13 protein-coding genes are annotated in these 17610 nt (G+C 69.3%); 8 read left to right on the top strand and 5 right to left on the bottom strand.

The features are described 5' to 3' along the window. The first annotated feature begins 224 nt into the window (after positions 1-224). Positions 225-899: a response regulator transcription factor gene (locus Tharo_RS10070; RefSeq protein WP_107221067.1), complete on the top strand. Its 675-nt coding sequence runs from the start codon at positions 225-227 to the stop codon at positions 897-899. Continuing rightward, positions 883-2322 (top strand): sensor histidine kinase, encoded by a 1440-nt coding sequence (locus tag Tharo_RS10065; RefSeq protein WP_107221066.1) that lies wholly within the window; start codon positions 883-885, stop codon positions 2320-2322. Before Tharo_RS10070 ends, Tharo_RS10065 begins: the two co-directional genes overlap by 17 nt. A gap of 60 nt (positions 2323-2382) precedes the next feature. On the opposite strand, the gene Tharo_RS10060 is transcribed toward Tharo_RS10065, so the two are convergent. The 4 genes from Tharo_RS10060 to Tharo_RS10045 all read right to left on the bottom strand — a co-directional run bounded on the left by Tharo_RS10060 (position 2383) and on the right by Tharo_RS10045 (position 7484). Continuing rightward, on the bottom strand, positions 2383-4125 hold the full coding sequence (locus Tharo_RS10060; RefSeq protein ID WP_245880872.1) for a cation acetate symporter: 1743 nt from the start codon (positions 4123-4125) through the stop codon (positions 2383-2385). After that, positions 4122-4430: a DUF485 domain-containing protein gene (locus Tharo_RS10055; RefSeq protein ID WP_107221065.1), complete on the bottom strand. Its 309-nt coding sequence runs from the start codon at positions 4428-4430 to the stop codon at positions 4122-4124. The genes Tharo_RS10060 and Tharo_RS10055 overlap by 4 nt, the downstream gene beginning before the upstream one ends. Positions 4431-4575: 145 nt before the next feature. Further along, positions 4576-5631, bottom strand: a complete 1056-nt coding sequence (locus Tharo_RS10050) for an AI-2E family transporter (protein WP_107221064.1) — start codon at positions 5629-5631, stop codon at positions 4576-4578. Between the two features lie 161 nt (positions 5632-5792). Next, positions 5793-7484 (bottom strand): ABC1 kinase family protein, encoded by a 1692-nt coding sequence (locus tag Tharo_RS10045; RefSeq protein WP_107221063.1) that lies wholly within the window; start codon positions 7482-7484, stop codon positions 5793-5795. A 300-nt stretch (positions 7485-7784) separates the two neighbouring features. On the opposite strand from Tharo_RS10045, the gene Tharo_RS10040 reads away from it, so the two are divergent. The 6 genes from Tharo_RS10040 to Tharo_RS10015 all read left to right on the top strand — a co-directional run bounded on the left by Tharo_RS10040 (position 7785) and on the right by Tharo_RS10015 (position 14100). Next, a complete protein-coding gene (locus Tharo_RS10040) occupies positions 7785-9056 on the top strand; it encodes an MFS transporter (protein ID WP_107221062.1) in 1272 nt (423 codons plus the stop codon). Beyond that, complete coding sequence (locus Tharo_RS10035; RefSeq protein ID WP_107221061.1) at positions 9053-10858, top strand: NAD(P)H-dependent oxidoreductase subunit E; 1806 nt, start codon at positions 9053-9055, stop codon at positions 10856-10858. Before Tharo_RS10040 ends, Tharo_RS10035 begins: the two co-directional genes overlap by 4 nt. After that, positions 10855-11571, top strand: coding sequence for a 2Fe-2S iron-sulfur cluster-binding protein (locus Tharo_RS10030; protein WP_107221060.1), 717 nt, complete (start codon positions 10855-10857; stop codon positions 11569-11571). Before Tharo_RS10035 ends, Tharo_RS10030 begins: the two co-directional genes overlap by 4 nt. Then, positions 11568-12110, top strand: coding sequence for an NADH-quinone oxidoreductase subunit B family protein (locus tag Tharo_RS10025; protein ID WP_107221059.1), 543 nt, complete (start codon positions 11568-11570; stop codon positions 12108-12110). Before Tharo_RS10030 ends, Tharo_RS10025 begins: the two co-directional genes overlap by 4 nt. An 80-nt stretch (positions 12111-12190) precedes the next feature. Continuing rightward, positions 12191-13657 carry a Ni/Fe hydrogenase subunit alpha gene (locus Tharo_RS10020; RefSeq protein ID WP_107221058.1) on the top strand — a complete coding sequence of 489 codons (1467 nt, stop codon included), beginning with the start codon at positions 12191-12193 and terminating at the stop codon, positions 13655-13657. Then, positions 13654-14100, top strand: coding sequence for a hydrogenase maturation protease (locus Tharo_RS10015; protein WP_107221057.1), 447 nt, complete (start codon positions 13654-13656; stop codon positions 14098-14100). The genes Tharo_RS10020 and Tharo_RS10015 overlap by 4 nt, the downstream gene beginning before the upstream one ends. A gap of 35 nt (positions 14101-14135) precedes the next feature. Here the strand turns inward: Tharo_RS10015 and Tharo_RS10010 are convergent, their stop codons facing one another. Further along, positions 14136-17588 carry an autotransporter serine protease gene (locus tag Tharo_RS10010; RefSeq protein WP_107221056.1) on the bottom strand — a complete coding sequence of 1151 codons (3453 nt, stop codon included), beginning with the start codon at positions 17586-17588 and terminating at the stop codon, positions 14136-14138. Positions 17589-17610 lie beyond the last annotated feature (22 nt).

The following is a 17610-nucleotide window of genomic DNA, read 5'->3' as shown; positions in this document are numbered from 1 at the left end:
CCCGGACAGTCGTGGAGGCTCGATGATCATACCCTTTCCGAGCTTTTCCCTGCGCCCTTCCGGCACGCGGGGAGGCCGCCCGGCCGGCGCCACGCCGCATTCCCGCGCCCGGGAGGCTCGCCGCCGGTATCCGCCCGCCGCGGGGCGCGCTACGATTGCGCCTGCGCGCCGCCGCCGGCACGGCGAATCGCCGGCGCCCTCCCCCCGGAACCGATGAGGACATCATGCAGATCCTGCTGGTCGAGGACGATCCCGTGCTCGCTGCCGGAATTACCGAATTCCTGCGCGGCCAGGGCGACGACGTGACCCTGGAGAACGACGGCATGCAGGCCGACCGCCTGCTGCAGGAACGGAGCTTCGATTTCGCCCTGGTCGACGTCGGCCTTCCCGGCCTCGGCGGCTACGAGGTGGTACGCCGCATCCGCGACCGCGGCCAGGCGCTGCCGGTGATCCTGATCACCGCGCGCGATGCGCTCGACGACCGCATCTACGGGCTCGACCTCGGCGCCGACGACTACCTGCTCAAGCCTTTCGAGCTGGCCGAACTCACCGCGCGCATGCGCGCCGTTCAGCGCCGCAGCGGCGGAGGCGCAGCCGGCGCGTCGCGGTCGAGCTTCGGCCCCCTGGCGCTCGATGCCGAAGGCCGCCTGGCGACGCTCGCCGGAGAACCCCTGATGCTCACCGGGCGCGAATGGGAACTGCTCGAAGCCCTGGTGCGCGCCGACGGCCGTACGGTCGCGCGCGAACGCCTGCAGGGCGAAGGCAGCGGCAACGCGCTTGAAGTCTATGTCTCGCGCCTGCGTCCACGGCTGGAGTCGGCCGGGGTGCTGATTCGCACCGTGCGCGGTTTCGGCTACCGCCTCGAGCACGCCAGAGGGCAGCGTGACGGCACCGCCTAGCCTCCGCCACAACCTGCTCCACACCCTGGCCGGGCCGACCGCACTGCTGCTGCTGGCGGGCGGCGCGATCGCCTACGGCACGGCCAAGACCGTCGTCAACCGCGCCTACGACCAGAACCTGCTGAACCTCGCGCACGGAGTCGCGACCCACGTCCGCCCGGTGCCGGACGGCCTCGCACTGGGCCTGTCGCCGGAGGCGGTGGTGATGCTGCGCACCGATACCGAGGACGAGATCTTCTTCCGCGTGCGCGATGAGCAGGGGCGCTACCTCGGAGGCGATGCCGACCTGCCGCAGCTCGATGAAATCGACGAGCTTTCCGCCCTGCCCGTTCCTTACCAGCCGCTGGGTGAAGAAGCGGCAGCGACGGCCGTGCGCCCGCCTTCGACGAAACCGATCTTCCGCGACCTCCAGCACCACGGGCAGGCCCTGCGCGCGGTGCGGCTGTACCGCAAGCTGGAACGGAAAGGCGTCTACGTCACCGTCGGGGAAACCCTCGACAAGCGGCGCGAAGCGATGGACCGGCTGCTGCTGGGCTTCGTTTCGGCCGGAGCGCTGCTCCTGCTCGCCGCGGCGGTCGCCGCCCGTTTCGGCATTCCGTCGGGGCTGGCGCCGCTCGAGCGCCTGGCCGGCTCGCTGCGCAAGCGTTCGGGTTCCGACCTGTCGCCGATCGACCCGGCCACGGTGCCGGACGAGATCGGTGAGCTTGTTGCGGCCCTCAACGTCCTTTTCGGTCGCCTGCGCGAGTTCAGCGCGCAACAGCGCGAGTTCCTGCAGGATGCCGCCCATCAGCTGCGCACGCCGCTGGCCGGACTGCAGATGGAACTCGAGCTGCTGGAGTCGAAGCCGCTCGACGACGAAGCGAGGAGCCGGCTGCGGCAATCGGTCGGCCGCATTACCCGGCTCGCCAACCAGTTGCTGGCGCTGGCGCGGGCCGAAGCCGGTGGCCGCGTGGTCGAGACTTCGACTCCGGTGGCGGTGGACGGCCTGATCGATGACATGGTCGAAGGCTGGCTGCGCATCGCCGACCAGCGCGACATCGACCTGGGCATCCACCGCCGGCCGGTGGTCGTCGCCGGAGACCCCACCCTGCTGCAGGAGCTGATCGCCAACCTGATGGACAACGCGCTCAAATACACTGCGCCGGGCGGGCGCGTCACCCTGCGCTGCGCGGGCAGCGAGAACGAAGTCGAACTCAGCGTCACCGACGACGGTCCGGGCATTCCGGAGGCGGTTCGTGAACGGGTGTTCGAGCGCTTCTACCGCCACCCCGGGGCACGGGCGAGTGGCAGCGGCCTGGGGCTGTCGATCGCGCGCGAAATCGTCCGCAGCCATGGTGGCAGCATCGTCATCGAAACGCCGGCGGACGGCCGCGGCACCCAGGTCCGGGTCCGCTTGCCGCGTCAGAACGACGCGGGGCGGTGAGCCTTCGCCCACCGCCCCGCGCGCCGGACCGGCGCCCGCTCCGGGCGCCGGGGGTGGTGCTCAGTGGCTGGATGCGGCGGCCGCACCGATGCCGGTTTCCGAGCGCACTTTCTGCGCCAGGTAGCCGGCGCGGTCCTCGGCGCCGCGAGCGCCGCGGTCGAGGACCGAGAACAGCCAGATGCCGATGAAGCCCGCGGCCATCGAGAACAGCGCCGGCGAAGCGTAGGGGAACAACGCCGACCCCTTCGGATTACCGAGCGTGGCTTCCCACACCGACGGCGAGACGACGGTCAGGACCACCGCGGTGGCAAGGCCGATGAAGCCGCCGATGGTCGCTCCGCGCGTCGTGCAGTCCTTCCACAGCACCGACATGAACAGCACCGGGAAGTTGGCCGAAGCGGCGATGGCGAAGGCGAGCGACACCATGAAGGCGATGTTCTGCTTCTCGAACGCGATCCCCAGTACCACGGCGACGATGCCCAGCACCACGGTAGTGATGCGCGACACCCGCAGCTCCGAAGCCGAGTCGGCGTTGCCGTTCTTGAACACCGTGGCGTAGAGGTCGTGCGACACCGCCGAAGCGCCCGACAGGGTCAGCCCGGCGACCACGGCGAGGATGGTGGCGAACGCGACCGCGGAGATGAAGCCGAGGAAGACGTTGCCGCCGACCGCGTTGGCGAGGTGGATAGCGGCCATGTTGCCGCCGCCGATCAGGCCGCCCTTGGCATCGAGGAAGTCCGGGTTGGTCGACACCAGCACGATCGCGCCGAAGCCGATGATGAAGGTCAGGATGTAGAAGTAGCCGATCCAGGTCGTCGCCCAGAACACCGACTTGCGCGCTTCCTTGGCGTCGGGCACGGTGAAGAAACGCATCAGCACGTGCGGCAGGCCGGCAGTGCCGAACATCAGCGCCATGCCGAAGGAGATCGCCGAGATCGGATCCTTGATGAAGGAGCCCGGACCCATGATCGCCTGGCCGATGGTTGCGGCTTCCTCCGCGCCCTTGCCCCCGGCCATCGCGGTCTCGACCTTGATCCGCACCGCGTCGGCGAACATCGCCTCGGGCGAGAAGCCGTAGGCGAGCAGCACCATGAAGGCCATGAAGCTTGCTCCGGCGAGCAGCAGGCAGGCCTTGATGATCTGCACCCAGGTGGTTGCGGTCATGCCGCCGAAGAGCACGTACACCATCATCAGCGCGCCGACGATGACCACCGCCATCCAGTACTCGAGACCGAACAGGAGCTTGATCAGCTGGCCGGCGCCGACCATCTGCGCGATCAGGTAGAACGCGACCACGACCAGCGTGCCCGAAGCGGCGAAGGCGCGGATCGGGGTCTGCCTGAAGCGATAGGCGGCGACGTCGGCGAAGGTGAACTTGCCCAGGTTGCGCAGGCGTTCGGCCATCAGGAAGGTGATCACCGGCCAGCCGACCAGGAAGCCGATCGAGTAGATCAGCCCGTCGTAGCCGTTCATCATCACCGCGGCGGAAATGCCGAGGAAGGACGCTGCCGACATGTAGTCGCCGGCGATCGCGAGGCCGTTCTGGAAGCCGGTGATGCCGCCGCCGGCGGTGTAGAAGTCGGCCGCCGACTTGGTCTTCGCCGCCGCCCATTTGGTGATGAACAGGGTGAACACGACGAACACGCCGAACATCAGGATCGCCGTCCAGTTGGTGGCCTGCTTTTCGGCCTGGCCGAGATCGCCGCCGGCGGCCAGCACCGCCGAGGACAGCAGGCCGAGGGTTGCCGCGAGTGCTGCGGCACGCAGCGCGGCGCCAGCCGCAAGGGAATGACGGGCACTCATTTGGCGCTCTCCTGGACGATTTCGCGGGTCAGGCGGTCGAACTCGGAGTTCGCCCGGCGCACGTAGAAGCCGGTGATCAGGATGGTGAAGAAGATCACTCCGAGGCCGACCGGAATGCCGACCGTCGTCACTCCCTCTCCGAGTCGGACGGCAAACAGCTCCTTGTCGAAGGCGATGATGGCGATGTAGCCGTAATAGACGACCATCATCACTGCGGTGAGCGCCCAGCCGAAACGCGACCGCGTCCTGACCAGCGCCTGATACTTGGGGTTGGCGGCAATCTTTGCCGCCAGGTCGTTTTTCATGTCTCCCTCCTGCGTCCACGAACGGGCCGGGCACGAGCCCGGTGTGCCGCAAGGTATGCGGGAAGGCTTACAAGGCGCTTACGCCAGAATAAATTTCCCTTTTACATACATATACTTAATGAAATATTAACGGCATCTTAACGAACTACAGCTCGGTTTCCTCGATCCATTCGCGCCATACCGCCATCAGCACCGCGAGGACGACGGGGCCGAGGAACAGGCCGACCAGGCCGAAGGCGGCGAGCCCGCCGAGGACGCCGAACATCACGAGCAGGAACGGAATCCGGGTCGCATTGCTGATGACGAGCGGACGGACCAGGTTGTCCACCCAGCTCACCACCAGCCCCCCCCACAGCATCAGTCCGATCCCGCCCAGCATGTCGCCCTCTGCCAGCAGCCAGAGACTGGCCGACCCCCAGACGAAGGGCGCCCCGAACGGCACCATCGCGATCAGCGCGGTGATCGCGCCGAGCAGTACCGGCGCCTGCAGTCCGGCCCACCAGTAGCCGAGGCCGGCGACCAGCCCCTGCGCCAGTGCCGTGATCACCAGCCCCCACACCACCGCTTTCGTCATCCCGCCGACGGCGACCAGGTAGGCATCGACGCGCGCCCCCAGGAAGCGGTGCAGCACGCGATGGACCTGCGCCAGGACCCGGTCGCCGTCCCGGTAAAGGAAAAACACGGTGATCAGCGCAAAGCCGAACTTGGCCGCGTTGCGCCCGACATCGCCGATCAGGGCCACCGCCCGGTCGGCCCCCTGCCGGACCCATTCGCTGACCTGCCCGCGGAAGGCTTCGGGATCGCCCGCAATCTGCTCGATCAAACCCTGGAGGAAATCGCCCAGCCACGGCAGCGCGCGGATGAAATCCGGCAACGGGGGCGTGTCCTCCTTGAGGAGCTCGGTTGCCGCCGCGATCACCACCCCCACCTCGCTGCGCATCAGCATCACCAGCCACAGGGCGGGCAGGACGAAGGCCGCGGTCAGCAGCAGGGTCATGAGCAGCGCGGCCAGCCCCGGGCGCAGCGGCAGGCGGGAGCGCAACTGGTGATAAGGGGGCCAGGTGGCGAAGGCGATGATCACCGCCCAGGCCACCGGGACGATGAAAAGATGCAGCACCGCGTAGCCCAGGGCCAGCAGTCCACCCAGCAAGAGGCCGAGAATCACCCGGCGAGCGATCCTTTCCGCGACCTGATCGATCATGCTCTGCCCTCCCCCGGCAGCGTGAGGGCGCCGCCGCGATCCTGCGCGATACGGCCGCCACCTTGCCCGCGGACAGCGCCGGCATCGCCCGGATCATGCCCAACGCCGGCCGCATTGTCATCCACGGCCGAACCTGCAGCCCGCTGCGGGCGATTGCCGCGCTAGCGCCGGCCGCTGCGCCAGATCGATAGCAGCACCCACAATCCGCCGAGCACGGTGCCGAGAAAGCCGAGCAGGCCGAAGGTGCGCAGCCCGGCCAGGGCCGGGTCGCGCACCACCGTCATCAGGATCGCGGTGCCGATGATCAGCGCCGCGGTGACGATGCCGATGGTCATGCGGCTGATCGCGCGGTCGAGCTGGTCGACCGCCTGCGCGAGTGACACCACGTCGATCTGCAGCCGCAGCCTGCCGCGCCGCCCGGCGCGCAGCAGGCTGCCGAGGTCCTGCGGCAGGCCGGCGAGCAGTTCGAGCGCATCGCCCAGGCTGCGCCAGCCACGGCGGGCGGCGGCGGCCGGCGAACGGTGCGCGAGCAGGACCTGCTGCAGCAGCGGCCGCGCTTCGGCGGCGATGTCGAAATCCGGGTCGAGCTGGCGCCCCATGCCTTCGAGGGTGATGAAGGCCTTGACCAGCAGCGACAGCTCCGGCGGCAGGGCGAGGCCGTGCTCGCGCAGCAGGGCCATCAGGTCGGAGAGCATCGCGCCGAGATCGAGGCGCTTGAGCGGCACCCCCTTGTACTGATCGACGAAGGCGTCGATGTCCCGGCGCAGGCGCTCGGGGTCGGCGGCGCTGTCGCCTTCGTCGCCGCTGCGCCATTCGAGGAGCACGTCGGCGACCGCTTCCGAGTCGCCGCTCACCAGCCCGAACAGCATCACCGCGACTTCGTGCCGGCGCTCTTCGGACAGGCGCCCGACCATGCCGAAGTCGATGAAGGCGATGCGGTTGCCGGCGAGGTAGAAGACGTTGCCCGGATGCGGGTCGGCATGGAACAGGCCGTCCTCGAGCATCATCTTGAGCACCGCCGCGGCGCCGCGGCGGGCGAGCAGCTTGCGGTCGAGGCCGGCGGCATCGACCGCGGCAAGATTGCGCCCGGCAATGCCTTCGACATAATCCTGGACGTTCAGGCGCTCGCCGCACCAGTTCCAGTGGATCGCCGGAATGACGACTTCGGGGTGATCGGCGAAATTCGCCGCGATACGCTCGGCGTTGCGGCATTCGGCGGCGAAGTCCAGCTCGCGGCGCAGCGACAGGGTGAATTCGCGCACCACTTCGCGCGGCCGGTAGCGGCGCAACTCGGACGCTTCGGCTTCGAGGAGTTCCGCCAGGCGGGCGAGGAGGTGGAGGTCGGCCTCGACCAGCGGGCGGATGCCGGGGCGGCGCACCTTGAGCACGACCGTGCGCCCGTCGGCGAGCCGCGCCCGATGGACCTGGGCGAGCGAGGCCGCCGCCAGGGGCTCGACTTCAAGCTCGGCGAACACGGCTTCCGGCGCCTGGCCGAGGTCCTCTGTGAGCTGGGCGCGGATGTGGTCGAACGGTGCCGCCGGAGCGGCGTCCTGCAGCTTGCCGAACTCGGCGATCCATTCCGGCGGGAAGAGGTCGACCCGGGCGGCGAGCACCTGGCCGAGCTTGATGAAGGTGGGGCCGAGTTCTTCGAGCGCGCGCCGGACCCGCTCCGGCGGATCGAGGTGGGCGAACTCCTCGGGCGTGCGCCAGTGCAACACCCGGCCTGCACGCTCAAGGACCTTGCCCAGGCCGACCCGCCGCACCAGATCGCTGAAGCCGTAGTGGATCAGGACGGAAGCGATTTCATGGACGCGGGAAAGGTCGCGCGCCGCACCGATGGCCTGCCAGAGCATCAGCCGGGATGCTCCCACGCGATGTCCATCCGGCCCGCCCGCGGGCTGCTGTCACACCTCATCTCGGCCTCCTGGTTCATGCTGTGATCCGGCTCCGGGCCCTGCGCCCACGGTCGATCTCACGGTCGATGATACTCGACTGCTCCATCGGCCACGACCGCAGGATCAGCGCTTGCCGCCCCGGCCTTGCCCGCCCGCCGCCGGAAAATCATCCGAACGTCGTAGCCGCGGGTGCGCCACCGGTGCTGCGCCGATGGTACTGTTAGGTCTTTCCGGCAGATCAAGCGTGGCATATCGAGAATGAAGGCGACACAGGTTTTTCCGCGAGGGGCGCCCGCACTGGTCGTGATCCTCGTCGGCATCGGTGCCGCACTGCATGTCGGCAAGCTGCCGCCGGCGATTCCGGTGTTACGCGAGGCGCTCGGCGTCACCTTGCTGCAGGCCGGCTTCCTGCTGTCGCTGGTGCAGTTCGCCGGAATGGCGCTGGGTCTGCTCGCCGGCATCGCCGTCGAAGGGCTCGGCCTGCGGCGCAGCATGCTGATCGGGCTGAGCGTGCTGGCGCTGGCGAGCGCGGCCGGAGCCGTGGCGCCGGATGCGCCGACGCTGCTCGGGCTGCGGGCAGTGGAAGGCTTCGGCTTTCTGCTGACGGTGCTGCCCGCGCCGGCGCTGCTGCGCGCGCTGGTGCCGCCGCAGCGGCTGGCGCTGTATCTGGGCATGTGGGGCGGCTACATGGGGATCGGCACCGCGCTCGCCCTGTTCTGCGGTCCGTGGGTGATGGCCGTGGTGGGCTGGCAGGGCTGGTGGTCGCTGCTCGCCGCCTCGTCGATCGGCTTGGCTTTGTGGCTGCGCTGGAGCGTGCCGTCGGACCGCTCGCGCCGTGCCGCCGCCCCTGCCGTAGCGATCGCCCCCGCCACCGACGACTGGCGCCAGCGCCTGCGCCTGACCCTGAGCAGCAGCGGCCCCTGGCTGGTGGCCCTGTGCTTTGCGATGTATTCCAGCCAGTGGCTGGGGGTGGTCGGCTTTCTCCCCTCGATCTACGACCAGGCCGGGCTCGGCAGCGGACTCGGCGGCGCGCTGACCGCGCTCGTCTGCCTGGTGAACGTGGTCGGCAACGTCGCCGCCGGTCGCCTGCTCCACCGTGGCATCGCGGCCCGCCAGATCCTTCACGGCGCATTCGTCTCCATGGCGCTGGGGACGGTGGTGGCATTCGGAAGCGCGTTCGACGGGCTGTTCGTCGTACGCTACGTGGCCGTGCTGCTGTTCTCGGCAATCGGCGGCCTGATTCCCGGCGCCCTGTTCTCGCTCGCCGTCCAGGTGGCGCCGAGCGAGCGGACGGTTTCGGCGACGGTAGGCTGGATGCAGCAGTGCTCTTCCACCGGCCAGTTCCTCGGGCCGCCGCTGATCGCCTGGGTGGCGGCGCTGAGCGGCGGCTGGCAGTGGACCTGGGCCGTCACCGGGGCCGCTTCGCTCTGCGGCCTGGTGCTGGCCTCGCTCATCGCCCGCCAGATCCGCAAACCGCAGGATGCGGCGGGCCGGGCCGGGCCGATTCTGTCGCCGCCCCCACGATCATGAGCGACGCCGAACTCGAACCGATTCTCGCCGCCAACCACCACGACCCGCGGCAGCTGCTGCAGATCCTGCGCCAGGCGCAGGAGCGGGCCGGACACCTGCCGACTGCCCTGCTCGAACGGATCGCCTCCGCCCTCACCCTGCCGCTGGCCCAGGTCCTGGCCACCGCGAGCTTCTACAGTCTGCTGCGCACCGGCCCGGCGCCCGCCTACGACATTCTGTTCGCGGACAACATCACCGACCGCATGCAGGGCGGCCCGGCGCTGGCTGCGGCGCTGTGCCGCGCGCTGGAGCTGGCCCCCGGTCTACCCGCCGGAAATGGCCGGGTCCGCGTCGGCACCACGTCGTGCACCGGCCTGTGCGACCAGGGCCCGGCACTGCTCGTCAACCAGCGCCCGCTGACGCGGATGAGCGCCGAGCGCGTGGTGCCGATGGCCGATCTGATCCGGCGCGGGGTTGCGGTCGATGACTGGCCGGCAGAGTGGTTCCGCATCGAGCCCAACCTCCGCCGCCGCGACGCCCTGCTCGGTGCCGGCCTCGCCCCCGGCGAGGCGCTGGCCGCCGCCCTCGCCCGCTCCCCCGGGGGCCTGCTGGCCGAGATCGAAGCTTCGCGCCTGCGCGGGCGCGGCGGCGCCGGTTATCCGACGGCGGCGAAGTGGCGGGCCTGCCGCGCCGCACCCGGCGAAGCGCACTACGTGGTGTGCAACGCCGACGAGGGCGAGCCGGGCACGTTCAAGGACCGCGTGCTGCTGAGCGATTTTCCCCAGCTCGTGATCGACGGCATGGGCATCGCCGCCCACGCCGTCGGCGCGCACCGCGGCTTCATCTACCTGCGCGGCGAGTACCGCCACCTGCTCGACCCGCTCGAAGCGCTGCTCGCCGAGCGCCGCCGCCAGGGCCTGCTCGGCACGGACATCCTCGGCCGCGGCTTCGACTTCGACATCGAGATCCACCTCGGCGCCGGCGCCTATGTCTGCGGCGAGGAGTCGGCGCTGCTCGAGTCGCTCGAAGGCCGCCCCGGCCGGCCGCGCATCCGCCCGCCCTTCCCGGTCAGCCGCGGCTACCGCGGCCAGCCGACGACGGTGAACAACGTCGAAACGCTCGCCCTCGCCGGCCTCGTCGCGATCCACGGCGGCGAGGTCTTCCGCGCCATCGGCACCGCACAGTCGAGCGGCACCAAGCTGCTGTCGGTGTCGGGCGACGTCGAGCGGCCGGGCATCTACGAATATCCGTTCGGCGTCACCGTCGCCGAAGTCCTGGCCGATTGCGGTGCGCGGGCGACGCAGGCGGTGCAGATCGCCGGCGCCGCCGGTCATTGCCTGGCCCCGGCCGAGTTCGGCCGCCGCATCGCCTTCGAGGACGTGCCCACCGGCGGCTCCTTCATGGTCTTCGACGAGCGCCGCGACCTGTTCGACGTCGCCCACGCCTTCGTCGACTTCTTCGCCCATGAAAGCTGCGGTTTCTGCACTCCGTGCCGCGTCGGCACCGCGGTCAACCGCCGCCTGATGGACAAGATCGCCGCCGGCCGCGGGGTGCCGGCGGATGTCGCCGAACTGGCGGCGATGGACCGCCTGCTGCGCAGCGCCAGCCATTGCGGCCTGGGCAGCACGGCGACGCTGGCGCTCACCGACATCGTCGACAAGTTCCGCCCGGCCTTCAGCCGCCGCCTGCGCACGGAGGATTTCGTCCCCGCCTTCGACCTAGACGCCGCCCTCGCCCCGGCACGGCAGGCCACCGGGCGTGACGACCGACAAGCCCACTTTCACCCCGATCCCACTCCCCTCCCCGACGAACCGCTGCGATGAGCGACACTTTCTTCCTCGACGGCGAGGCGATTCCGTTCTCGCCCGGCCAGACCCTGATCCAGGCCGCCCGCGCAGCCGGCAAGTACATTCCCCACCTGTGCTGGCATCCCGATTTCGGCGCCCATGGCTCGTGCCGGTTGTGCATCGTGCGCTGCGGCGGGCGCGAAGTGGCGGCCTGCACCACGCTGGCGGCGGCCGGCCTCGAGGTGGAAAACGCCAGCGCCGAGCTGGACGCTGCCCGGCGCACGCTGCTCCAGCTGCTGTTCGTCGAGGGCAACCACTTCTGCCCGGCGTGCGAGAAGAGCGGCGACTGCCTGCTGCAGAGCACCGCTTACCGGCTCGGCATGCGCGATCCGCACTTCGAGCACTTCTACCCCGACCGTCCGCTCGACGCCTCCCACCCCGACGTGCTGATCGATTTCAACCGCTGCATCCTGTGCGAGCTGTGCGTGCGCGCCAGCCGCGACATCGACGGCAAGGACGTGTTCGCCATCGCCGGCCGCGGCGCACAGGCCCATCTTGTGGTCGGCGCCCCTTCCGGGCGTCTCGCCGATACCGCATTCGCGGCCTCCGACCGTGCCGCCGGGGTGTGCCCGGTGGGGGCGATCCTGCGCAAACGGGTGGGCTTCGCAATTCCGATCGGTGCGCGCGCCTGCGACCTCGAGCAGGCCGACGGCTGCACCGCCGCCGCCGCGCTGGAGAAAGGACAATGAGCGCAAAGCTGCGGGTCGCCACGGTCTCGCTGGCCGGCTGCTTCGGCTGCCACATGTCCTTCCTCGACATCGACGAGGATCTGCTCGGGCTGCTCGAGCACATCACCTTCGACCGCTCGCCGCTGACCGATCTCAAGCACTGCGGCCCCTGCGACCTCGGCCTCATCGAAGGCGGGCTGTGCAACGCCGAGAACATCCATGTGCTGCACGAATTCCGCCGCCAGTGCAAGGTGCTGGTCGCGGTCGGCGCCTGCGCGATCAACGGCGGCCTGCCCGCGCAGCGCAACCACCTCGCGGTGGGCGACGTCCTGCACTGGGTGTACCGCCGCGGCAGCGGCCTCGCCGCGGGCAGCGCGATTCCCGACGATCCCGAACTGCCGCTGCTCCTCGACAAGGTCCGGCCGGTGCACGAGCTCGTCCATGTCGACCACTTCCTGCCCGGCTGCCCGCCGTCGGCCGACGCTTTCCGCGAGTTTCTCGGCGCGCTGATCGCCGGCCGCCCGCCCCGGCTCAACGGTCCGCTGCTGCGCTACGACTGACATCGCACCGCGGCCGACGGCGCAGCGCCCGGACCGTGCCGCCCGCCCCTTCGCCTGCAACCCGACTCCCCGCCACGACCATGCGCCCCGACCTCGAAACCGCTGCCGTTCCGCCCGAAACCCTGCGCCGCGTCGCCATTGATCCGGTGTCGCGGGTCGAAGGCCATGGCAAGGTCACCCTGCTGCTCGACGAGCAGGGCCGCGTCCATCAGGCGCGCCTGCACATCGTCGAATTCCGCGGCTTCGAAGCCTTCATCGAGGGCCGGCCGTACTGGGAAGTGCCGGTGCTGGTGCAACGCCTGTGCGGGATCTGCCCGGTCTCGCACCACCTCGCGGCGAGCAAGGCGCTCGACCGCGTGCTCGGCGCCGAGCGCCTCACGCCCACCGCCGAAGCCATGCGCCGGCTGATGCACTACGGCCAGATCCTGCAGTCGCACGCCCTGCATTTCTTCCATCTGTGCTCGCCCGACCTGCTGTTCGGCTTCGATGCCGACGTCGGGCGGCGCAACCTCGTCGGCGTGCTCGAGCGTTATCCGGATGTGGCGAAGAAAGGCATCCTGCTGCGCAAGTACGGCCAGGAAGTGATCCGCCTCACCGCCGGCAAGCGCGTGCACGGCACGGGCTCGGTGCCGGGCGGCGTCAACCGCGCACTGAAAGCGGACGAGCGCGCCGAGCTGCGCCGCGACCTCGGCCAGGTCATCGCCTGGAGCCGCGAGGCGGTCGCGCTGGTGAAGCGCCTGCACCGCAGCGACCCGGCGCTGTACGACCGCTTCGGCCACTTCCGTTCCGGCTTCATGGGCCAGGTCGCCGCCGACGGCAGCCTCGACCTCTACGACGGTGCGCTGCGCGTGCGCGACGCCGACGGCGCGATACTGTACGACCAGGTCGATGTCCAGGACTACGCCAGCCTGATCACCGAGGCGGTCAAGCCCTGGACCTACATGAAGTTTCCCTACCTCAGCGCGCTCGGCCCCGAGCACGGCTGGTACAAGGTCGGCCCGCTCGCCCGGCTGCAGGTCTGCGACCGCATCCCGACTCCGCTCGCCGAAGCCGAGCGCGGCGAATTCCTCGCCCACGGCGACGGCGCGCCGATCCACGCCCCGCTCGCCTACCACTGGGCGCGGATGATCGAAATGCTGTTTGCCGCCGAGACGATCGAAACCCTGCTGCAGGACGATGCCCTCGAAGGCAACGAGCTGGTGGCGAGCGGCGCGCGCCGGCGCAGCGGCGTCGGAGTCATCGAGGCGCCGCGCGGCACTCTCATCCATCACTATGAAGTGGGCGACGACGACCTCGTCAGCATGGCCAACCTGATCGTCTCGACCACCCACAACAACCAGGCGATGAACACCGCGGTGCGCGAAGTGGCGCGGCAGTACTTCGACGGTCGCGCGCTCACCGAGGGCCTGCTCAATCACATCGAGGTCGCGATCCGCGCCTTCGACCCCTGCCTGTCGTGTGCCACCCACGCGCTCGGCAAGATGCCGCTGGCGGTGAGCCTGATCGCTGCCGACGGCGCCGAGCTGGACCGGAAACACAAAGCATGACTGTGCCGGTGCTGGTTTTCGGCTGGGGCAACCCGAGCCGCGGAGACGATGCCCTCGGGCCGCTGTTCATCGAGGCAGTCATGGCGATGGCGTTGCCCGGGGTGGAATGTCTCACTGATTTCCAGCTCCAGGTCGAGCATGCACTCGATCTGCGCGGGCGCGAGCGGGTGCTGTTCGTGGATGCGTCCTCCGACGCGACGGCCCCCTTCACGCTGTGCCCCATCGAAGCTGCACGCGACGTCAGTTACAGCAGCCACGCAGTGTCGCCCCAGAGCATCCTGCAGGTGTACCGCGACCTCGAAGGCGAGGCTCCGCCGCCGTGCTGGCAGCTCGCCATCCGCGGCGAGGCCTGGACGCTCGGCAGCGCGCCGGGCAACGCCGCCTTGCACAATCTCAAGGCGGCGTTGCGCGCCTTCGACGACTGGCTCGACATGCGCGCATAAGCCCCACAGGGCGATGTTTGCCGCGGTTGAAACGCTCAGAAATCGACCCCGAGGCGGGCGCTGAGCGCATGCTCCCTGAGATCGGACGCGAGCTGGCCGGCATAGTCGAGGCTGAATGTCGCCGTCGGGGACAAAGTCGCCCTGAGCTGGGCAGTCAGTGCCAGCGCGTTGCGTGCCATCGCCACGCCACGATTGACGAAGACGTCACCGCGATCGAAGGCCAGCCGGGCGCGGGGCGTGGTGTCGCCGGCCGCATGCCGCCAGGCTACCGTTCCCGAAAACCGCGCACCTTCCTCCCCCCACCGCAGGGCGTGGGCGACCCGGACGCCTGCCGTGCCGGTCGCAATCGCCGCCCCCTCCACCACGCCGGATAGGCGGTAGAGGCCGCCCGCTTCTTCCGTGAAGCTGATGCTTTTCGAATGCGCATAGGCGAGCCCGACGAAGGGCTCCACCTGCACAGCCTGATGCCCAAGCGCGCGACCGATCTCGGCAAAGACCTGCCAGTCGCTGACGTGATAACGGGCCGATGCCTGTCCGGCCGGCGGAGTGCGGGCCGTCTCGAGCGCATGACGGGCATACCCCGCGCCGAACCGCAGCCTCAGCGGGCCCCGGTCGCCGCCGCCGTAGACCCCAACGCGGTAACTGTCTGCCGTCGCGCGCGCGCCGGCCGATGTCAGGCTGCTGTCCCCGTAGCCGACCAGGAAGCCGAGCACGGCCTGCTCGCCGATGCGGCTGTCGCCGCCGACGAAGAATCCTCCCAGGTTCCGGTCGTAGCCGGCGGCATTGCCGTCGCCGTCGGCCTGCGTCCAGGCCTTGTCGATCCGGCCCCAGGCATGCGGCCCCTGCGTGTCACCGGCATCCCCGGCGTCATGGAGGCGCGCGATCGCCGCCTCCCGCAGGAAACGCCCATCCTCCAGGAGCATCCCGCCGGTCGTGGGGTGCAGCGCGCCCGAGGCGGCCGCAAAGAAGGCGCCGCTGGCAAAACCGGCCGGAAAGGCAAGCACCTGCGCGTAAAGCGCGTTGTCCGCGCCGAGGCTGTCGATGCCGGCGGCGGTCTGCCGCTCATTGTCGTTCCGCCCCCCTGTTGCAAAGGGCAGGCGCTCGATCCCCAGGCTGACATGGTCGACGCCATAGGCCAGCGTGGGGCTGAAAAACGCATAGGGCGAGCTTGCGCCCTCGAACTGCCCTTCCACGCCCTCGCCCGCGGTGAGGAAGGTGTAGGACAGTCCCCCGGCCGACGCCGCGACAAAGGGGGCGAGCGGATCGCTGCCGTACTCGGCGAGCACGTTGACCTGCCCCCCCAGGAGAGAGACCTTACGCGCGACGACGAGCTGGTCGGAACGGCCGTCGGCGCTGATTTCGACCTCGAGTGAGGAGCCGGTTTCAAAGCGCACCGTCCCTGCCTCGTCACCGGACATGTCGCGGCCATCGACCGTCAGTGTGCCGATCGAGGTGCCGGGGGCGACCGCCCCACCGTCGCTCACGATCAGCCCGCCGACGCGGCCATTGCCCCCGAGCACGCCCTGCCCGTATGCCGCAACACCGCCCGCGAGCGACCCCTCCACGATCAGCGCACCTTCCTCGACGCGGGTTTCGCCCTGGTAGGTGTTCCGGCCGGTCAGCCACAGGGCCCCCGCGCCCTGCTTGGTGAGCCCGTTTTCATAGGTGAGCGTTGCCAGGTTGGCGGTGTACAGCTCCATGGCCTCGTATTCCAGCCCCTGGTTCCTGAAGGTCGATTCAGCCAGGGCCCTGGCGAGCGCATCATCGTCCGGATAATGAGCCGCGATGAATCGATCGAACACCGCGGGATCGGGGCCGAGTTCGAGCCAGTTCGTCTCCTTGCCGAATTCGGCGATGAGCGCGGAGGCGACCGGATCATTCTCCACTGCAAGATACGCTTCGCTGAAACCTGTGTAGGGCGGCGTCGCCCTGATTTCCAGCAGCGTACGGACCGAGGCGCGCGCCGCGGCGACCTCCGGGCGATAGTCGGCGTAGAGGCCATCAATGCTGGCGGTGGCGTCGACACTTTCCCAACCGTTCTCCCACCCCATGTCGATCTTTCGCCGTGTCCATGCAGCGATCTCAGCCTGCGCTTCCGCCTCGCGCTGCACCAGGGCCGCCTCACCGATGTCGTTGGACCAGACATCGCTCGATCCTGCGGGGAGGTCGGCTACCATCCGGGTCATCAGCTGGCCGGGGCCGTTCATCGCTTTGCGGAGGTCGATCAGTCCCCAGCCATACACCTCGTCCACACCCGGCTCACCGAGGTCGGTCGCCGTCGTCTTGAGGATCTGGGCCACATCACCATTGGCGAGATAAGGAAAGCGCTGGGTGAGCACACCGATCGAGCCCGACACGAAGGGGCCAGCCATCGAGGTGCCACTGAGCAAGGTATAGTCGGCTACACCGTCGGTCACCGGATCGCCCGGCTGCATGCCGGTGGTGTCTGCGCTCACGATCGAGCTGTTGATCTCGCTGCCGGGCGCAGCGATGCAGTAATACTTCGCATAGCCGCAGATGCTCGAAAAATAGCTCAGGGTCAGCCCCTCGTCGGAAGGGGCAAGGCTCGTCGTGATGATCCAGTTGTTTTCGATGTCGGGAATGAAGGTGGGCAGCCCGGCCATGGCATCGGGGTGGCGCCCACTGTCGTTGCCGGCCGAGAACTCGACGACGATCCCGCTGCGCGCGGCCAGCAGGGCCCCGTCGTAAGCCCCTCCTTCAGGCGTTCCGAACAGGGACCGGATCTCGAGAAACTGCCTGCCTGCGGACGACAGGTTCCAGTCGACACCCTTGACGATACCGATCCCCCAGCTGTTGGTGATGACATCGACACCGCTGTCGATCATCGCCTGCCACGCGGCCAGGTAGGGACCGCCATCGTTGCCGCGCACGATGCCGTCCTCAGGCCCGGGGTCGCCGTTGTCGGCGGCAAAGAGACGGGCATCGTAAGCAACGCCCTGCATGAACCCGACCGCGCCGCCCTCGCTGTCACGGTTGGCCGCGGCGATGCCGGCGACGTGCGTACCATGCGTTGCGACGCCACCACGGCCGTCGACGTACATCTGCCCGTCGTAGAAGAAGGGCTCTCCTGCCCTGAAGGGAAGGTAGGGGTCGTCGTAGAGGCGAAGACCTGCGGTGGGGACAAAGGTCAGCTTGTCCTCCCCGGCAACGGCCGCAGCAAACTCCGGATGGGGTCCCCAAACCGGCTGGTCGATGACGCCGATGCGCGCATCCAGTCCGGTATGGCCCTGCGCGTAGGCATATTCGGCCCCAATCGCGCTCAAGCCCCAGTTGCCGTTGAACTCCGGATCGTCGCGCCACGACTGGGCGGCCTGCTCAAGATCGGCGCTACGCCCGCCATCGGCCATCACGTAAGGCGGCGTTGCAGTCGCCAGCGCGCCGCCCTGGAGATCGACGGCGGACAGGATAAGCGCCAGGACGACGCCTGCGCGCACCCTGCAGATGCAAGGTCCATGTTTATTTTTCATTTTCGGATCCGTGCCGGCCTCG

The organism is Thauera aromatica K172 (assembly GCF_003030465.1).
Classification (GTDB): Bacteria; Pseudomonadota; Gammaproteobacteria; order Burkholderiales; family Rhodocyclaceae; genus Thauera; species Thauera aromatica.
The sequence above is the reverse complement of the archived record's forward strand: the minus strand, read 5'-3'. Positions and strand labels throughout refer to the sequence as shown.